At 69.3% G+C, this 17177-nt stretch carries 10 protein-coding genes and 10 pseudogenes; 6 read left to right on the top strand and 14 right to left on the bottom strand.

Annotated features, from left to right (window positions below):
- From DYE23_RS31910 to DYE23_RS30390, 9 genes and pseudogenes are all read right to left on the bottom strand, one after another.
- A pseudogene (locus DYE23_RS31910) lies at positions 1–62 on the bottom strand (MerR family transcriptional regulator); the annotation flags it as partial.
- Between the two features lie 77 nt (positions 63–139).
- Positions 140–711 (bottom strand): annotated as a pseudogene (locus DYE23_RS31905) (PP2C family protein-serine/threonine phosphatase).
- An 89-nt stretch (positions 712–800) separates the two neighbouring features.
- Entirely contained in the window at positions 801–1235 is a 435-nt protein-coding gene (locus tag DYE23_RS31900; RefSeq protein ID WP_337442318.1) for a PAS domain-containing protein, read from the bottom strand.
- 61 nt (positions 1236–1296) lie between these two features.
- Positions 1297–2096: pseudogene (locus DYE23_RS30415) on the bottom strand (alpha/beta fold hydrolase).
- A 26-nt stretch (positions 2097–2122) separates the two neighbouring features.
- A pseudogene (locus DYE23_RS30410) lies at positions 2123–3378 on the bottom strand (DUF4032 domain-containing protein).
- Positions 3379–3398: 20 nt separating this feature from the next.
- Positions 3399–4628 (bottom strand): ABC transporter ATP-binding protein, encoded by a 1230-nt coding sequence (locus DYE23_RS30405; protein WP_099961372.1) that lies wholly within the window; start codon positions 4626–4628, stop codon positions 3399–3401.
- Between the two features lie 4 nt (positions 4629–4632).
- Positions 4633–5459 (bottom strand): annotated as a pseudogene (locus DYE23_RS30400) (carbohydrate ABC transporter permease).
- On the bottom strand, positions 5456–6388 hold the full coding sequence (locus DYE23_RS30395; RefSeq protein WP_011894704.1) for a carbohydrate ABC transporter permease: 933 nt from the start codon (positions 6386–6388) through the stop codon (positions 5456–5458). The pseudogene DYE23_RS30400 and the gene DYE23_RS30395 overlap by 4 nt, the downstream one beginning before the upstream one ends.
- Positions 6385–7695, bottom strand: a complete 1311-nt coding sequence (locus tag DYE23_RS30390) for an extracellular solute-binding protein (RefSeq protein WP_011894703.1) — start codon at positions 7693–7695, stop codon at positions 6385–6387. Before DYE23_RS30390 ends, DYE23_RS30395 begins: the two co-directional genes overlap by 4 nt.
- A 412-nt stretch (positions 7696–8107) precedes the next feature.
- Here DYE23_RS30390 and DYE23_RS30385 point away from each other — a divergent pair, with 412 nt between their 5' ends.
- Positions 8108–9751 (top strand): glycoside hydrolase family 13 protein, encoded by a 1644-nt coding sequence (locus DYE23_RS30385; RefSeq protein WP_013471929.1) that lies wholly within the window; start codon positions 8108–8110, stop codon positions 9749–9751.
- Between the two features lie 83 nt (positions 9752–9834).
- Positions 9835–10823: pseudogene (locus tag DYE23_RS30380) on the top strand (Acg family FMN-binding oxidoreductase).
- 17 nt (positions 10824–10840) lie between these two features.
- Here the strand turns inward: DYE23_RS30380 and dosR are convergent.
- From dosR to DYE23_RS30365, 4 genes and pseudogenes are all read right to left on the bottom strand, one after another.
- Positions 10841–11490 (bottom strand): annotated as a pseudogene (gene dosR / locus DYE23_RS30375) (hypoxia response regulator transcription factor DosR/DevR).
- A gap of 31 nt (positions 11491–11521) precedes the next feature.
- Positions 11522–12145 carry a universal stress protein gene (locus DYE23_RS30370; protein ID WP_337442317.1) on the bottom strand — a complete coding sequence of 208 codons (624 nt, stop codon included), beginning with the start codon at positions 12143–12145 and terminating at the stop codon, positions 11522–11524.
- 97 nt (positions 12146–12242) lie between these two features.
- Positions 12243–12347: pseudogene (locus tag DYE23_RS31895) on the bottom strand (universal stress protein); the annotation flags it as partial.
- A pseudogene (locus tag DYE23_RS30365) lies at positions 12341–13337 on the bottom strand (Acg family FMN-binding oxidoreductase). The pseudogenes DYE23_RS30365 and DYE23_RS31895, both read right to left, overlap by 7 nt.
- 100 nt (positions 13338–13437) lie before the next feature.
- On the opposite strand from DYE23_RS30365, the gene DYE23_RS30360 reads away from it, so the two are divergent.
- Complete coding sequence (locus DYE23_RS30360) at positions 13438–15165, top strand: GAF domain-containing sensor histidine kinase (protein WP_115328947.1); 1728 nt, start codon at positions 13438–13440, stop codon at positions 15163–15165.
- 533 nt (positions 15166–15698) lie between these two features.
- Here DYE23_RS30360 and DYE23_RS31640 read toward each other — a convergent pair.
- A complete protein-coding gene (locus DYE23_RS31640; RefSeq protein WP_235660725.1) occupies positions 15699–15878 on the bottom strand; it encodes a hypothetical protein in 180 nt (59 codons plus the stop codon).
- Between DYE23_RS31640 and DYE23_RS31635 the strand changes: the two genes are divergently transcribed.
- The 3 genes and pseudogenes from DYE23_RS31635 to DYE23_RS31625 all read left to right on the top strand — a co-directional run.
- Positions 15868–16236, top strand: coding sequence for a hypothetical protein (locus tag DYE23_RS31635; protein ID WP_235660724.1), 369 nt, complete (start codon positions 15868–15870; stop codon positions 16234–16236). The genes DYE23_RS31640 and DYE23_RS31635 overlap by 11 nt on opposite strands.
- A gap of 65 nt (positions 16237–16301) precedes the next feature.
- Complete coding sequence (locus tag DYE23_RS31630) at positions 16302–16514, top strand: hypothetical protein (RefSeq protein WP_235660723.1); 213 nt, start codon at positions 16302–16304, stop codon at positions 16512–16514.
- 83 nt (positions 16515–16597) lie between these two features.
- Positions 16598–17177, top strand: a pseudogene (locus tag DYE23_RS31625) (hypothetical protein); the annotation flags it as partial.

Raw genomic sequence — 17177 nt, 5'->3', positions numbered from 1 at the left:
CAGCGCCGGACGGTGTCGTCGCTGACGCCGAGCAGCGCCGCGGCGTCCCTGATCCGAATCATGGTCACGCGACACCCTCGACTTCCATCCGCATCTGCGGACACGACGCCGAGATTACTCCGAATCTACGGAAGGAGGTTCAGCGGGGCACGCTGAGCGCGATCACCGCGGCATCGTCTTCGAGTCCGTCGCCGAAGCTGGCGAGCAGCACGCGAACGGCCTCGACGAAAGCACCGGCGTCGGTCGGCGTGTGGCGCCCGGCGAACTCGAGCAGGGCGTCGTCGTCGAAGCGCCTCGTGCGTCCCGTCTTCGCCTCGGTCAGACCGTCGGTGTACATCACCAGCGTGTCCCCGGGGCCCAGATGCACGCTGGTCGAGACGAATCTCGGGTTCCTGATCAGCCCCACGGCCTGACCCCCGGGGGTGGCGACGTAGCGTGCGGGGCCGTCCACCGGCAGCAGCAGCGCGGGGGATGACCGCCGGTGGCGAGCTGCACGTCGAAGCCGTCGGGTGCCGCGGTGATCACCCCGAAGATCACCGTGCAGAACCGGGGGTCGTCGCCGTGGAACTCGTGGCTGAGGACCGCGTCGAGGGTGTGCAACACCGCGACCGGGTCGCGGTCGTTGACCGCGGCGGCGCGCAGGGTGTAGCGCGTCAGCGAGGTCACGGCGGCCGCACCGGCGCCCTTACCCGACACGTCGCCGAGGAACATGCCCCATCTGTCCTCGGCCATCGGGAAGAGATCGTAGAAATCTCCACCGACGTCGTCGCGGGAGGCGTTGTGGTAGTGGGCCGCCGCGGTCAACCCGCGCGGCGGCGACAACGTCGGCGGGATGAGGGACCGCTGCAGGGTCGCGGCGAGCACCTGCGCACGCTCCCGTTCACGGTCGGCGCGGCGCCGGGTCTCGAGGAGTTCGCGTTCATACGAACGGCGTTCGCTGGCATCCTGGATCGCGATCCGCAGCGCCACCACCGCCCCGCGGCATCGCGCTCGACGTTCGCGGTGACGAATCCCGCCAGCCTCGTTCCGTCCGCGGTCAGCAGATCGGCCGCGACGCCGTCGAGCGAGCCGTTCATGTGGAGCATCGACACGAAGTGGGTCTCGTAGTGGATCCTGCTGCCGGCGGCGAGCAGATCGGGGAACTGCCGGCCGGTGAGGTGCTCGGACCGGTATCCGACCCATCGGCTGAACGTCTCGTTGGCGCGGATGATCCGACCGTCGGGTGAGGTCAGCAACAGCCCGCAGGGCGCACTGTCGAAGAATTCGTCGAGCCCCCGATCGGACGCGGATCGTCTGTCACAACCGCAGGGCGAAGTCGGCGATCGCGGCCGCGGTGTCCTCCGGGGCGCTCAGATGCGGGCAGTGCCCGCTGGCGTCGAGGGTGACCAGCGTGCTCCCTGCGATCTGCTCGTGGCAGTAGGCGCCCACCTCCCGCGGTGCGAGTGTGTCCCTGGCGCACTCGACCACCACCGTCGGCACCGTGACCCGCGCGAGATCGGCCCGGTTGTCGGACAGGAATGTGGCCCTCGCGAACGCCAGCGCCCGTTGCGGGTCGGTGCGGCAGAACGCGTCGGCCAGTTCGCCTTCGAGGTCGGGACGCTCCGGGGTTCCCATGATCACCGGCGCCATCGCACGGGACCATCCCAGATAGTTGCTCTCGATGGAGTCGAGCAACTCGTCGATGTCCAAGCGGGTGAAGCCGCCGCGGTAATCGCCATCGTCGAGATAGCGCGGGGACGGGGTCAGCAGAACGAGCCCCGCGAACGCGCCCGGGTTCTTCGCGGTGGCGAGCACACCCATCATCGCCGCGACCGAATGGCCGACGTACACGACCTCCGCAGCCGCATGCCGTCGACGATCTCGAGGATGTCATCGGCGTACTGCTGCAGGTCGGCGTACCGCTTCGCGGTCCACGCTCCGGCATCGGAGGAACCCGACCCGACGTGATCGAACAACACGATGCGGAATCTGTCGGAGAGCAGCGGAACGACGAGTCGCCACAGGTTCTGGTCGCAGCCGAAGCCGTGCGCGAGCATGAGGGGGCGTCCGTCCGGCCGCCCGACGACGCGGACGCTGTTCCTGATGCGGACGTCCATGTAGCGATGATCGCATCTTCGCCGCGTTACTCGTCGTCGAGCACCGAGAAGGGCTCGGTCGGAACCTCCACCACGGCGAGCTGCGCGGCCGACTCCGACGGTACGACGTTGCGCGCCAACGCCTGCAGCGCACGTTCGGTACCGACGTCCTGGCCGGCGCGCTCGGACAACAGCCACCGCACTCCAGCAGATCGCAGTAGGCCTGGATCGGGGTCCCCGCGCCGCCGACCGCTCGGTGCGCACGGTGCATGGTGGGTGTGGCCACCTCCATCACCCACAACTGCGCGGCGGTCCGCTCATCGACGTCGTGGCCGGCTTCCCGGCACAGCTGCCCCTGATAGGCGTGCAGATCCCCGAGCAGGATCCGTGCCTGCCCCTCGCCGACGTCGAGCCCGGTGAGCCGCCGCAGCTGGGTCGCATGGAAGTTGCGGTCGCCCACCGCGACGTGTAACCGCAGATCCTCGGCGCCGGAACTCACCGGCTGCAGCGACACCTCGTCGACGGCGAAGCCGAGTTCGTTGAGCTTGCGGATCGTGCTCTCGACCCGGTAGCGATCGGCGAAACCGAACGTCGGCTTCGCATCCAGCAGGTTCCACAACTGTTCGTAGCGATCTCTGATACCGACCGCTTCGGCGATGAAACCCGGCTGCAGATCCGGTCTTTCGAGCTTGGCGGCCATGTCCAGCAGCCCGGCCCCGACGTTCTCCACCGTGATGTCGATGTCGTGTGCGCGCTGCCCGTCGGACAGTCCCGGATGCACCTCGCTGGTCTCGGCGTCGACGAGGAACGCCTGCAGCACCTGCCCGTCGCGAGAACAAGGTGTTGGCCAGCGAGCAGTCGCCCCAGAAGACACCGTGACGGTGCAGCTCGACGAGCAGCGTGGCCATCGCATCGAACAGCCGGGCCCGGTGTTTGGGCGCATCGGGCGGCAGTCGCATGAAGAGCCGCCGGTACTGCCACGAACCGACCAGATACCGCGTCAGCAGGATCGCGGTGTCGAAATCCGGCTGGAAGACCACACCCGCCGCACGTACGGAGTTGATCCCCATCTCTTCGAGCCGGCTCAGCACGCCGTACTCGCGGCCGGCGATCCGGGGCGGCAACTCCTTGAGCGCCCACAGTTCGCCGTCGGATTCGACGAACCTGACCAGGTGCCTGCTCGGCCCCACCGCGATGTCGCGCAACGCGACATCGGGGCGGCCCAGTCGGCGAGCGGCCGGTCCCACGGCAGCGCGATCAGCCCCGGGCGCGGGGCCCGTAGCCGCAATTCGGGAGCGGCCATCGGTGAGAGCGGCGGTCGGCTCAGCCCGCGGTCGCCGCGTGCCGGCCCCGGGATTCGGGTGGATTCTGCTCGCGCGGGCGCTCGTGGGAGACCCGGGTCAGGTTGTCACCCGAGTGCGGGTCGAACAGGTGCAGCCGCTCCGAGTCCAGCCACAGGGTGGCCTTGTCTCCGGAACGCACCCGGCTCAGCGGGTCGAGCTCCACACAGATCTGCGTGCGGAGCTGCTCACTGTCGAGTTCATTTGCCAGCTCGGCCAACTGGCCCGAGATCTCCGTCGTCGCCTCGAACGGCACGAAGGCGTACTGCTCGTTGCCCAGCCATTCGGTGACATCGATCTCGACGTCGAAAGTGACCCCACGCGAAGCCTTGTCCCGGTCGACGAACTCGGCGTCCTCGAAGGCACCCGGCCGGATCCCGGCGATATAGACCTTCCCTTCCTCCACCGAGCCGCGCCACTCGTCACGCAGCGGGACGGTCGCGAACGGCAACTCGATCTCGTTGCCCGTCACCCGCGCCGGGACGAAGTTCATCGGCGGCGAGCCGATGAAGCCGGCGACGAACAGGTTGACGGGCTGGTCGTAGAGTTCGCGCGGGCTGGCGACCTGCTGCAGCACACCCTTTTTGAGCACCGCGACGCGATCGCCCAGCGTCATCGCCTCGGTCTGGTCGTGCGTCACGTACACGGTCGTGACACCCAGTTTGCGTTGCAGGCGCAGGATCTCGGTGCGCATCTGGCCGCGCAGCTTGGCATCGAGGTTGCTCAGCGGTTCGTCGAACAGGAACGCGTCGGCCTCGCGCACGATCGCGCGACCCATCGCGACCCGCTGACGCTGACCGCCCGACAGGTTGGCCGGCTTGCGGTCGAGATGCTCGCCGAGCTCGAGCGTCGTGGCCGCGTCGTTGACCCGCTGCCGGATCTCGTCGTCGGACAGCTTGCCCGCCAACCGAAGTGGGAACGCGATGTTCTCGAACACCGTCAGGTGCGGGTAGAGCGCGTAGTTCTGGAACACCATGGCCAGGTTGCGGTCGCGCGGAGCCATGTCGTTGACCCGCTTGTCGCCGATCATCATGTCCCCGGACGTGATGTCCTCGAGCCCCACGATCATCCGCAGCAGGGTCGACTTGCCGCAGCCCGACGGACCGACGAGGATCACGAACTCACCGTCGGCGATGTCGAGGCTCACATCGTTGACGGCCGGATAGCCGTCACCGTATTTCTTGACGATATTGCGCATCGTGATTGCTGCCATGGGGCTATCCCTTCACTGCTCCGGAAGTAAGACCGGCGACGATGCGCCGTTGGAAGACGAGAACCAGGATGACGACGGGGATCGTCACGATCACCGAGGCCGCCATGATGTAGGGGACGGGGGATTCGAAGTACGACGCGCCCTGGAAGAACGCCAGCGCGGCGGGCACCGTGCGTGCGCTGTCCGTGGACGTCAGCGAGATCGCGAACAGGAAGTCGTTCCAGCAGAAGAAGAACGTCAGGATCGCGGTCGTGAACACGCCCGGCGCGGCCAACGGCACGATCACCTTGCGGAACGCCTGCCACTGGGTGGCGCCGTCGACCTGTGCGGCATGCTCCATCTCCCACGGATCTGCCGGAAGAAGGCCGACATCGTCCAGATCGACAGGGGCAGTGCGAAGGTCAGGTACGGGATGATCAGACCCAGCCAGGTGTCGTAGATGCCCAGCCCGCGCCACATGTCGAACAGCGGACCGACGAGTGCGGCCTGCGGGAACATGGCGATGCCCAGCGCCAGCGACAGCAGCACCTTCTTGCCCGGGAACTCCAGACGCGCAATGGCATACGCGGCGAACATCGCGATGATCACCGAGATGACGGTGGCGACCAGCGCGATGCCGATCGAGTTGATCAGCGCCCTGGTGAACAGCGGATTGCTGAAGATCTGGGCGAAGTTGTCGAACGTGACGGTGCTCGGCAGGAACGACGGTTCGCCCGACACGATGTCCGACGGCGGCTTGAACGCCAGGCTGATCATCCACAGCATCGGCACGAAGCTGTAGATCACGATCACGATGCCCGCGATCGTCCACCACTTGGTGTTCTTGGTCACTGGTCACCCCTGACTTGCGAGAGGTCGGTCTTGAAGACCTTGATGAATATCCACGCGATCGCGACGACCGACAGGAACAGCAGTACCGAGACCGCCGATCCCATACCGAGATTGACCAGTGTCACGTTCTGCCGGTAGGCCAGGAACGAGATGGTCTCGGTGTTGTTGGCGCCGGCCGTCATCACGTACGGATTGTCGAAGATGCGCCACGCGTCCAGCGTGCGGAACAGCAGAGCGACCATGATCGCCGCCTTCATGTTCGGCAGCGTGATCTTCCACAACCGCTGCCACGCCGTGGCGCCGTCGACCTTCGCGGCCTCCTGCATGTCCTCGGGGACCTGGACCAGGCCTGCGAGCAGCAGCAGCGAGATGAAGGGGGTGGTCTTCCAGATCTCGGACAGGCAGATCACGAAGATGGCCGACCAGCGGTCTCCGAACCAGTCGAAGTCGGTCAGGTTGAGCCACTGGTTGACGAAGCCGGAGTCGATGGCGAACGCGTAGCGCCAGATGAACGCCGAGACCACCGTGACGATGCCGTACGGGATCAGGATCGCCGTGCGCAACGGGCCCCGGCCCCGCACGATGCGCAGCATCACGAACGCGAACCAGAACCCGAGTACCAGTTCGATGGCCACCGTCACCACGGTGATCGCCAACGTGGTGACGAAGTCGTTCCACCAGATCGGGTCGGTCAGGATGACGAGGTAGTTGCCCAGGCCGACGAAACTGCGGCCCTCGGGGTCGGTGAGCCGGAAGTTGTACAGCGACAACACCAGCGCGTAGCCGAGCGGGTAGGCGGTGACGAGCAGCATCACCACATACGAGGGCAGGGTCAGGTAGAGCCCGAGCCGGCGTTCGCCTTTGGCGCGCTCGCTGACCGAGGGTTTACCCGGGTCCTTCTGGATGGGGGCGTCTGCCGGTGCGGTCACAGCAGTCGCCTCCCCGCCAGCACGTCAGCCATGAATTGGTCTGTCCTTTCCGGAGTTTCGGAAGTCACCGACGCGGGCGGATGCCACGTCTGCTGGATCGCGCCCGAGATGTCGGTGTAGAACGGCGTGGGTGGACGGGGGCCGCCGTCGCCGATCGACTCCCGGATCAGGTCGGCGTTCTCGTAGGTCTCCCGGATCTCGGGGTTGTCGTAGGACGCCGCATACGGTGACGGCTCACTCTCGTCGAGCATGTACTGAGTGGCCTTCGGTTCGGCGTTGATGCACTCGACCAGCGCGACGGCCTCCTCCGGATACTCCGTGTACGCGCCGATGCCGAGGTTCGCACCGCCCAGCGGCGGCGCGCTCGGCATATCCGGGGACACCCTGGGGTAGCGGGCCCAACCGATGTCGTCGACGACCTCCTGCGGCAGCGTGCCCTCCTCGGCGGCGCTGCGCGCGGCGGCCAGCACGTACGGCCAGTTGACCATGAACATGCCCTGATCGGACTGGAAGTTGGCGCGCGCCTGCTCTTCCGACGCGTTCGACATGTCGGTGGGCGCGGCGGGAGAGCGACCGAGGGTGCCGACGATCTCGGCGGCCTTGAGCCCGGGCGGAGTGTTCAGCGACGGTTTGGCGTCGCGTCCGGCTTCCACGTCTTCGAGGAGCGCACCGCCGCCCGAGAGCACCAGGGCGTTGATCAACACGGTGTAGCCCTCGTACCGCTGGGCCTGGACCGCGATCTTCTTCTGCTGCCCCACAGCGGCTTTGAGCATCTCGTCCCAGGTGAAGGTCGGAGAGGCGGGGTCGACGCCGGCCGCGGCCGCCGCGGACTTGCGGTACCAGAGCAGCTGCGCGTTCGACTTGTACGGCGCGCCGTAGAGGGTGTCCTCCCACATCCCGGTCTCGATCGGGGCGGGCAGCATCCCGGCGGTCAACCGGCTGGTCTCCTCTGCGGTGTACGGGCGCAGGAACCCGGCGTTGGCGAACTCCGCGGTGAAGACCACGTCCATGCTGACGAGGTCGATCGACGAATCACCGGCGGCCAGACGGCGAACCATCTGTTCGCGCTGGGCGGTCGCGGTGCTCGGCAGCGACTCGATACGCACCTGGTAGGCGCCGTTGGACGCCTCGGCGCACTGCTCGGCACGCGCGACCGAGCCGCCGTTGTCGGGAAGGATGTACCACGTCAAGGTCGGGGGACCGCTCTGGGCGCCGCACCCGGACAACAACGACGCGGCCACCAGAGGCGCACTGGCCAGCGCGACTGCGCGACGCCGTCGCCCGCGGGCGAACTGATTTCGTTTCATCACGTCCTCGTCTATGAAGTTTGCCCTCGTGTCGGAAGTTGTGGTCTCCGATAGGGCCACGTGCAGCACATTCACCTACGGGAAGAGTGTGTCACACCTCACAAGGCTGGTGGGGGAGCGGTCCGCGTGCGGCGGGGCGGTGCCGCCGCTGACCGCCGGTCCGGTGGGCAGGGTGGTCGCCGGAGATGACGTCGGCTGCTGCGCCCCGGGACGGCGATGCGATCATCGCCACCGTATCGACGTTGCGGCGCAAGTGAAGTGCCCCGCCAAGCGGTGCCGGCCCCGACGGTGACGATGGTCGAGCGAGAACACCGGCGCGACGATTCCCGAGGTTTGACACATCAGGCCGACACACCGACGCTGAACACGCAAACTTTCACGCAATCCCGATGTCTTCGCCGAGGAGTTCCCCGTGGCACCCCAGCACCCGTGGTGGCAGACCGCCGTCGTCTACCAGGTCTACATCCGCAGCTTCGCCGACGGCAACGGAGACGGCATCGGCGACATCCGGGGTCTGCGGGCGCGGGTGGGTTACCTGGGCGCCCTGGGCGTCGACGCGATCTGGATCAACCCCTGGTATCCCTCTCCGATGGCCGACGCCGGCTACGACGTCGCCGACTACCGCGACATCGAACCGGCCTACGGGACGTTGACCGAGGCGCAGGACCTGATCGACGCCGCCCACGCGGTCGGCATCCGGGTGATCCTCGACATCGTGCCGAACCACACCTCGGACCGGCACGCGTGGTTCGAGGCCGCGCTCGCCGGTGACCCGGCGGCGCGCGACCGGTATCACGTCCGGCCCGGGCGCGGCGCGAACGGTGAACTGCCACCCAACGATTGGCAGAGCGTGTTCGGCGGACCGGCATGGACACGCATCACCGACGGGCCGCTGCAGGGCCAGTGGTATCTGCATCTGTTCGCGCCCGGTCAGCCCGATCTGAACTGGGAGAACCCGGAGGTCCGAGCCGAGTTCGAGGACATCCTGGCGTTCTGGTTCGACCGCGGCGTCGACGGGTTCCGCATCGACGTCGCCCACGGTCTGGTCAAGGCCGAGGGGCTGCCCGACGGCGCGCAGGCGGACGCGCCGCAGGCGATGCTGCAGGTCGAGGCGCAGCATCCGGCCTGGGATCAGGACGGCGTGCACGACATCTACCGCGGCTGGCGGTCGGTGGCGCAGCGCTACACCCCCGAGCGGATCTTCATCGCCGAGGCGTGGGTGTCCAGCAACGAACGACTGGCCCGGTATCTGCGTCCCGACGAACTGCACACCGCGTTCCAGTTCGACTTCCTGCGCTCGCCGTGGCGCGCGGCGAACCTGCGCGGGGTCATCGACGACGCGATCACCTCGGCCGCCTCGGTCGGTGCGCCTCCGACCTGGGTGCTGTCGAATCACGATGTGACGCGCACAGTCACGCGTTTCTCGCGGTCGCAGCCCGACCATCTCGTCGAGACGGATTGGGAACGGGGACGCTGGTCCGGCGAGGAACCCGATCACGAGCTCGGGCGACGGCGTGCCCGCGCCGCGGCCCTGGTCCAGCTGGCGCTGCCCGGCACGGCCTACGTCTACCAGGGTGAGGAACTGGGTCTCGAGGAGATCGAAGACCTGCCCGACGACGTCCGCCAGGATCCGACCTGGGCGCAGTCCGGCTTCACCGACGTGGGCCGTGACGGATGTCGGATTCCGTTGCCGTGGAACGAATCCGAGCCGACCTACGGGTTCGCCGACGGTCCGGACGCGGTGACGTGGCTGCCTCAGCCCGGGCACTGGGCCGAGCACAGCGTCGAGGCGCAGGAGCGTGATCCGGACTCGATGCTGCACCTCTACCGTGCGGCGCTGAAACTGCGGCCGTCGCTGTGGCGGGACGCCGGAGAGGTGACCTGGCTCGACGTCGCGGCCGAGGTGGCCGCGTTCGACCGCGGCGGCGCGCAGTGCTGGGTCAACACCGGGACCGCTGATGTCACGCTTCCCGCCGGTGCCTCGGTGGTGCTCGCGTCCTCGCCCGGGGTCGACGGGGTGCTGCCCGGCGACACCGCGGTGTGGCTGCAGACCTGAGGAAAGGACTTTTTGCTCTGATCACAGAAGTCCCTGTAGCGCACTCTGGATGGAGAACACGACTCCTGAAGGGGTGGCAAAGCATGAATGCGCACTTTCCAGACGCCGAGACGCTGCGCTCAGCGCTGTCCCTGGCCAATCGTGCACCGTCGGTGCACAACTCGCAACCATGGCAGTGGCGGGTCGGGCACGAGAGTGTGCATCTGTACGCCAACCCCGATCTGCTGCTGCCGCACACCGATCCCGATGCCCGGGACCTGATGCTCAGCTGCGGTGCGGCGCTGCATCACTGTGTGGTGGCCTTGGCTGCGCTGGGTTGGCAGGCCAAGATCCACCGGTTCCCCAATCCGGCGGAACCGGACCACCTCGCCGCGCTGGAACTCCGCAGATATCCGGCGGCCGATCTGGACGTGACGCTGGCCGCTGCGATCCCGCGGCGCCGCACGGATCGTCGGTACTACAGCTCCTGGCCGGTGCCCCAGGGTGACGTCGCGCTGATGGGCGCCCGGGCTGCCCGCGCGGGCGTGGCGTTGCGCCGCGTCGATGATCTGGCGGGGCTCAAACGGCTCGTGAGCGCCGCGGCTTTCCAACACCGGACGGATGCCGGATATCTCACGGAGCTGGCTGCCTGGAGCGGCCGGTACGCCGCAACGGCGGGTGTCCCGGCCCGCAGCGTCCCGGCCGAGACCGCGGGGGCGGTGTCGGCGCGGGCCTTCGCGGGCGGGGTGCTGCCGCAGACACCCGACACCGCCGCCGATCAGGACAATGCGGTGGTGCTGGCGCTGGGGACGGCCGGCGACGACCGGCTGTCCTGGCTGCGCGCGGGGAGGCGACGAGCGTCGTGTTGCTCACCGCGACCGCGCTGGGCCTGGCGAGTTGCCCGATCACCGAGCCTCTGGAGATCGCCGAGACGCGTGAGGCGGTGCGCCGCGACGTGTTCGGCACCGACGGATACCCGCAGATGCTGCTGCGGGTGGGTTGGGCGCCGGTCAACGCCGACCCGTTGCCTTCCACTCCTCGCCGCGACCTCTCCGAAGTCGTTGTGAAGCTGGATGATTCACCGGTGGAGTGAGGATCGGCGGGCGGTGCTCAGGCGCCGCCCGCGCCGTGTCCGCGGTCGAGTTTGGAGATGAACACCGCGGCCTGGGTTCGCCGCTCCATGCCGAGCTTGGCGAGCAGTCGCGAGACGTAGTTCTTGACGGTCTTCTCGGCGAGGAACATCCGCGCGGCGATCTGTTTGTTCGTCAGGCCCTCACCGAGAAGGTCGAGCAGCACCCGCTCCTGGTCGGTCAGACCGGACAGCGGATCGGTCCTCTCGCCCTCGCCCCGCAGCTTCGCCATCAGCGCGGCCGCGGCGCGGTTGTCGAGCAGCGACCGGCCCGAGCCGACCTCCTTGATGGCCCGTGCGAGCTCCATGCCCTTGATGTCCTTGACCACGTAGCCGCTGGCGCCGGCCAGGATCGCGTCGAGCATCGCCTCGTCGGAGGTGAACGACGTCAGCATCAGGCACCGGAGGTCGGGCATCAGTGACAGCACTCACGGCACAACTCGATGCCGTTGCCGTCGGGCAGACGCACGTCGAGTACGGCCACATCGGGCTGTGCGGTCGGGACACGGGTCAGCGCCTCGGACACCGAACCCGCCTCGCCGACGACGTCGAGCTCGGGATCGCTTCCGAGCAGGTCGATCAGACCACGCCGGACGACTTCGTGGTCATCTACCAGAAAGACCTTCACCATTGCGAGGCTTACCCCTGTGGTCGGCACCGTTTCACAGTGCGTTGGGCGGTTCGCACACCAGTATCGAACAGTCGGTGTCGCGCAGGGCGGCGTTACCGGGTGTTCCGACCAGAGGGGCGACTCCACCGGGCCGGTTTCGGCCGGTGACCAGCAGCTGTAGTCCGTCCCCGTGGGCCGCCAGGTAGTCGAAGAGTCCGTCGCGGGCGCGGACCGCGGAGATGTCGAGGTCCGGATAGCGGTGGCGCCATTCGGCGAGCCGGCGTTCCCAGCGGGCGGTGACGTCGAGTTGCGGCCGCGCCGAGGTCAGCACGCGGACCGGTGCGCCGCGGCGGCGTGCCTCGTCGAGCCCCCGTTCCAGCACTGCGCCCCCGTCGACGTTGTCGGTGATCTCGATGACGACGGCGCGGTCGGGGCGCCGGTGCGGACGGTGCGCCCGTACCACCGCGACAGGACAGTGGGCGGTCGCCGAGACCGCGGCGGCCGTCGAGCCGATCCTGCCCTGGGTCGAGTGCTTGAGCCCGCGGGCGCCGAGGCAGATCAGCACCGCCGAGCGCGCCGCCTCCAGCAGGGTCTGCACCGGCCTGCCCCGCAGAATCTCCACTTCGATCTTGACCGGTTGTTCCGTCGACTCCAGCGCCGTCAGGGCATAGCGCACCGCCATCTCCGCGGTGGCCAGTTGTCGCGCCTGGTCCGTGGGGATCCACGGCGCCCTCCTCGTCGGCGTCGATCACGTACACCAGACGCAGCGGGATGTCGCGGTCCACCGCCTGATCGACCGCCCACAGCGCCGCGTCGATCGCGGCGGGCGAACCGTCGATCCCGACGACGATGCACGGTGTGGATGTGGCGTCTAACATGCTGCACCTCTGTGTATTTCGAGTACGTCGCGGACCGGCCGGCGCGGTGTGGGCGCGGGGGTGGCGTCCAGGGCCGGGGCCGCTCCGACCCGCACCAGGACCTGGGGGATCGCCGTGGTGCGAGCACCGTTGCGACCACCTCGCGACCGCAGGCACCTCGTGGATGTGGGTGACCGTGCAGGTCGCCAGTCCTGTCATGGTGGCGTCCAACAGAAATGCCGACAGTGCCTCGCCGCAGCGCAGCACGCTCTCGCGCGAATCGTCCTCGGTGGAGAGCACCACGATGGCGGCATCGTCGGACTCCAGTTCACCGCGGCGCTCGGGCTGCGTGGTGACCGGAAACGTGCGTCCGATACCGACACGGTCCCCTTCGGCGGCCGAAACCAGTGCACTGCGCGGGAATTCCCTCGGTGGCGACGAAATCAGCTGTCCACCAGAACAATTCGGAGTGGTAGTCGGAGTCGTAGAGCCGCAGCACCTCCGCCAGCTGGGAGGCCTCGACCAGCATGTCGCGCTTGTCGCCCGGTACCGTGTGCACTCTCACCGGATTGTCCGGCTCCGCACCGGCCGCTCCGGTTTCGCCGGGTACGTCCCAGTCCCGCGGCGCGCTGAGCGGCAGACGGTCTGTGCGGCGCACCAGGATCGCATCGGCCGGCGCTTCTGCTCGGCGGTGACCTCGGTGGCGGTGGCGAATCTGATTCTGGCGATGTGACGGGGGTCGGACGGTTCGGGCAGCCGCTCGACGGTGATGCTCCAGCCCGCGGCGGCCATCGCGACCCGGAAATGGTCGAGAACGGCGCCGCAGCTGATCAGAGCCTCGCGGCCGGTGGAGTCGGCGGCCCGGATCATCCGGTCGGGGTCGGCGTAGAGGTCGACGCCGTGATCGGTGGCCACCCAGCGCCACGGCTGGCTGTTGTGCAGCGACGGTGCCCGGCACGCCACGTCCACCGCGTCGATGATGGTTTCGATGCGAACCTGTGTCGCTGACATGGTGGCCTCCATCGGTCCACCTTCGATACTGCGCGGCGGCAGCGGGGGAGGGCAGGGCCAATGGTCCTCAGATGACGTGTGGCTCGGCGCGGCCGGGGTGGTGCACGATGGAGCGGTGGGGGACGCAGGCGACCATCGGGCAGATGACGGCGCACGCCCGGTCCGTGCCACGTTGTCGCAGTTGAGGCTCCGTGAGCTGCTGACCGAGGTGCAGGATCGGGTGGAGCAGATCATCAAGGGCCGCGACCGGCTCGACGGACTGGTCGAGGCGATGCTCGCGGTGACCTCGGGGCTGGAGCTCGACGAGACGTTGCGGACCATCGTGCACACGGCGATCGAGCTGGTCGACGCGCAGTACGGCGCGCTCGGGGTGCGCGGTCACGACCACGAACTCGTCGAGTTCATCTACGAGGGGATCGACGAGCCGATGCGCGAGCGCATCGGGCACCTCCCGGAGGGGCGGGGCGTGCTCGGCGTGTTGATCGACGATCCGAAACCCATTCGGCTCGAAGACATCTCGCGGCACGCGGCCTCGGTGGGCTTTCCGCCGAACCATCCGCCGATGCGCACCTTCCTGGGGGTTCCGGTCCGCATCCGCGACGAGGTGTTCGGGAACCTGTACCTGACCGACAAGATCGACGGCCAGCCGTTCAGCGAAGACGACGAGGTGCTGGTTCAGGCGCTGGCGGCCGCGGCCGGCATCGCGATCGACAACGCCAGGCTCTACGCCCAGTCGCAGGTCCGCCAGTCGTGGATCGAAGCGACCCGCGACATCGGCACCGAGTTGCTGTCGGGCATCGACCCGGCCGGGGTGTTCCGGCGGGTCGCGGACCGGGCGCAGAAGCTCAGCGGTGCGGCGGCGACCCTGGTCGCCATCCCCGATGATCCGGACCTGCCCGTCGGGGAGGTCGCCGAGCTGACGGTGGCGGCCTCGGCGGGGGAGACGATCGCCGCGGCCCACGACCCGATCCCGGTCGCCGGCACCGCGATCGGAGACGCCTTCGTGCACCGGACACCGGGCATGACGGACGGCGCAGACATCGGCATCGGTGCGACCGTCGGTCCGGCGCTGCTTCTTCCGTTGCGCGCACCGGACGCGGTCCCGGGGGTGCTGATCGTACTCAGACCCGTTGGCGCGCAACCCTTTCGCAGCGATGAACTGGACATGCTGGCGGCGTTCGCCGATCAGGCCGCCCAAGCGTGGCAGTTGGCGAGCACCCAGCACCGGATGCGCGAGCTCGGCATCCTGACCGACAGGGACCGGATCGCCCGCGACCTGCACGACCACGTGATCCAGCGACTGTTCGCCGTCGGCCTCTCGCTGCAGGGATCGATCGCGCGCGCCCGGTCCGAGGAGGTGCAGCAGCGCCTCTCGGCCAACGTCGACGATCTGCAAAGCGTGATCCAGGAGATCAGGACCGCGATCTTCGACCTGCACGGCGGGTCGTCGGCGGTCACCAGGCTGCGGCAGCGTCTCGATGCGGCCGTCGCCGCGTTCCCGGAATCCGGCGTGCGGACCTCGATGCAGTGCGTGGGTCCGCTGTCAGTCGTGGACGCAATGTTGGCCGACCACGCCGAGGCCGTGGTGCGCGAAGCCGTCAGCAACGCCGTTCGCCACGCAGAGGCCTCGACGGTGGCGGTCACCGTCACCGTCGAGGACGACCTGGCGATCACCGTCACCGACGACGGCCGGGGGATCGCCGCCGAGGTCACCGGCAGCGGGCTGACCAACCTGGCGCGCCGCGCGCAGGACGTCGGCGGCTCGTTCTCCGTCCGACGCGGTGCGCAGGGCGGCACGACGCTCACCTGGCGCGCCCCACTGCCGTGAGCCCCGACGCGGCGGCGCGCCGGACTCGCGTCGTCTGATCCTGTTTTCCCAGCGTGCTGCGATGAATGCCCAGGTCGGTGTGCGCGGAGGGGTGGTGACGGCTGTGCTTCTCCTTGGCAACGGTTGCATAACACCCCCTCTGTCGCGTCGGTGATTCCGCCAATTGTCGGTTCAGTAAGCCCGGTAACTACGCGGATGTAATTCGCACGGCGCGGACGCAGAAGGACTGGGAGCACATGTCTCGGACGAAAAAGAGCATCGTCGTTGTCATGATGGGCAGCGCAGGATTGTTCTTGAGTGCCCCGCTGCTGGGTCCGGCGGCAAATGCGACTCCCACCCGGGGCGGTGTGCCGTGCGTTGGAATCCTTCAGCAGATCGTGACCCGTCCCGGCGAGATCCCCCAGGCGCTGACCGACACGGCCCGCTCGTTCACCGAGCCGCCGAATCCGGCCCCGCCGGTCGTCAGGCCACCGCGAGCTCGTCGTCCTCGGCGGGCACTCCGCCCGTGCCCGGCAGGCCGCCGGCCTCGGTCGTCACCCCGTCGTCGGGGCGACACCACCCGTCCCGCCGTCTCCCGGAACTCCCGCATCCACGTCGACCCGTGGCGGCACGCCACCGGTGCCGCCGGCCCCTCCTGCTCCCGCCGGCACGCCGGCGTCGGGCGCGACGCCGCCCGCCCCGCCCGTCCCCGGGGTTCCGGCCGTGACGTCCACCGGCGGTGGAACGCCGCCGGTTCCTCCCGTGCCCGGCGCCCCCGTCGGCGCCCCGGTGGCCAACCCGGGACTGCCGACGCCGCCCGTTCCCGGTGCGCCGGTGTTCGGCGACGGCGGTGCCGTCCTGCCGCCGCTTCCGCCCGCACCCGCCGGCCCCGCGGGTGGTCCCGCTGGTCTCGTCGCTCCGCCTGCGCCCCCGGTTCCGGGCGGCCCGGCCGCAGTCCCGGCCGGAGTGGCGCTGCCCCCGGCCCCACGGGGGCGCCGGGCGCACCGGTGTTCGGTGAGGCCGGCGCGGCTCCGTCCGGCGCTGCTGCACCTGTCGCGCCTGCGGCCGGCTCCGGTGGAGCCGGTGGAGTAGGCGGTGGCTCGGGCATCGGTGGCCCGGGCGGCGGCGGTGCCCCCGTCGAGGGCGCCGGAGGCGCAGTGCCGGCAGGCGCACCTCTGGCCGCAGCAGGGGGCGAGGTTCCCCCTCCGGCTCCGCCGATCCCGGGCGCGCCGGTGATCGGCGAGGCCGGTGTCGTCCCGCCGCCCGCACCGCCCGCGCCCGCACCGCCGGCCGGCGGGCTGGGTGGCGCGGTGCCGCGCCCGCCCCAGGTGCTCCGGGTGTTCCGGCCGGTGGTGAGGGGGGTGTGGTGACTCCGCCTGCACCGGGTGGACCGGGTGTTCCGACCGGTGGTGAGGGGGGTGTGGTGACTCCGCCCGCTCCAGGTGCTCCGGGCGTGCCGGTGGTGGATGAAGCCGGTGTGGTGACCCCGCCCGCTCCGGGTGGACCGGGTGTTCCGACCGGCGGTGAGGGCGGTGTGGTGACTCCGCCCGCCCCGGGCGCTCCCGGCGCCCCGGTGGTGGACGAGGCCGGTGTGGTGACCCCGCCTGCGCCGGGCGGACCGGGTGTTCCGGCCGTCGGCGACACCGCGGTGGTGACCCCGCCCGCCCCGGGCGCCCCCGGCACCCCTGCGGTGAACTCGGTCGAGACGTTCTCACCGCCCGCACCGCCGGCTGCGACGCCGCCGTCGTCGGGATCGGTCGAGACGTTCTCGCCGCCCGCACCGCCCGCGCCCGGCACAGGGACGAACTCGACCGTCGAGATCTTGACCCGCCGCCCCGGGACACCGGGCCTTCCGTCGGAGGGGTCGACGACCTACACGACACCGCCGACCCCGGAGATCACCTTGAATCCGGCGAACTCCGGAATCGACATCGCCACGCCGCCGGCGCCGGGCCTGCCCGGTGCTCCGCTCGAGGCCACGGCGAACTTCACCACCCCGGGCACCCCCGGTGTGCCGGGCGCTCCGGTGAACT

The sequence above is a fragment of the Mycolicibacterium gilvum genome, assembly GCF_900454025.1.
Lineage (GTDB): Bacteria > Actinomycetota > Actinomycetes > Mycobacteriales > Mycobacteriaceae > Mycobacterium > Mycobacterium gilvum.
This window is presented reverse-complemented; position numbering and strand designations above follow the sequence as displayed.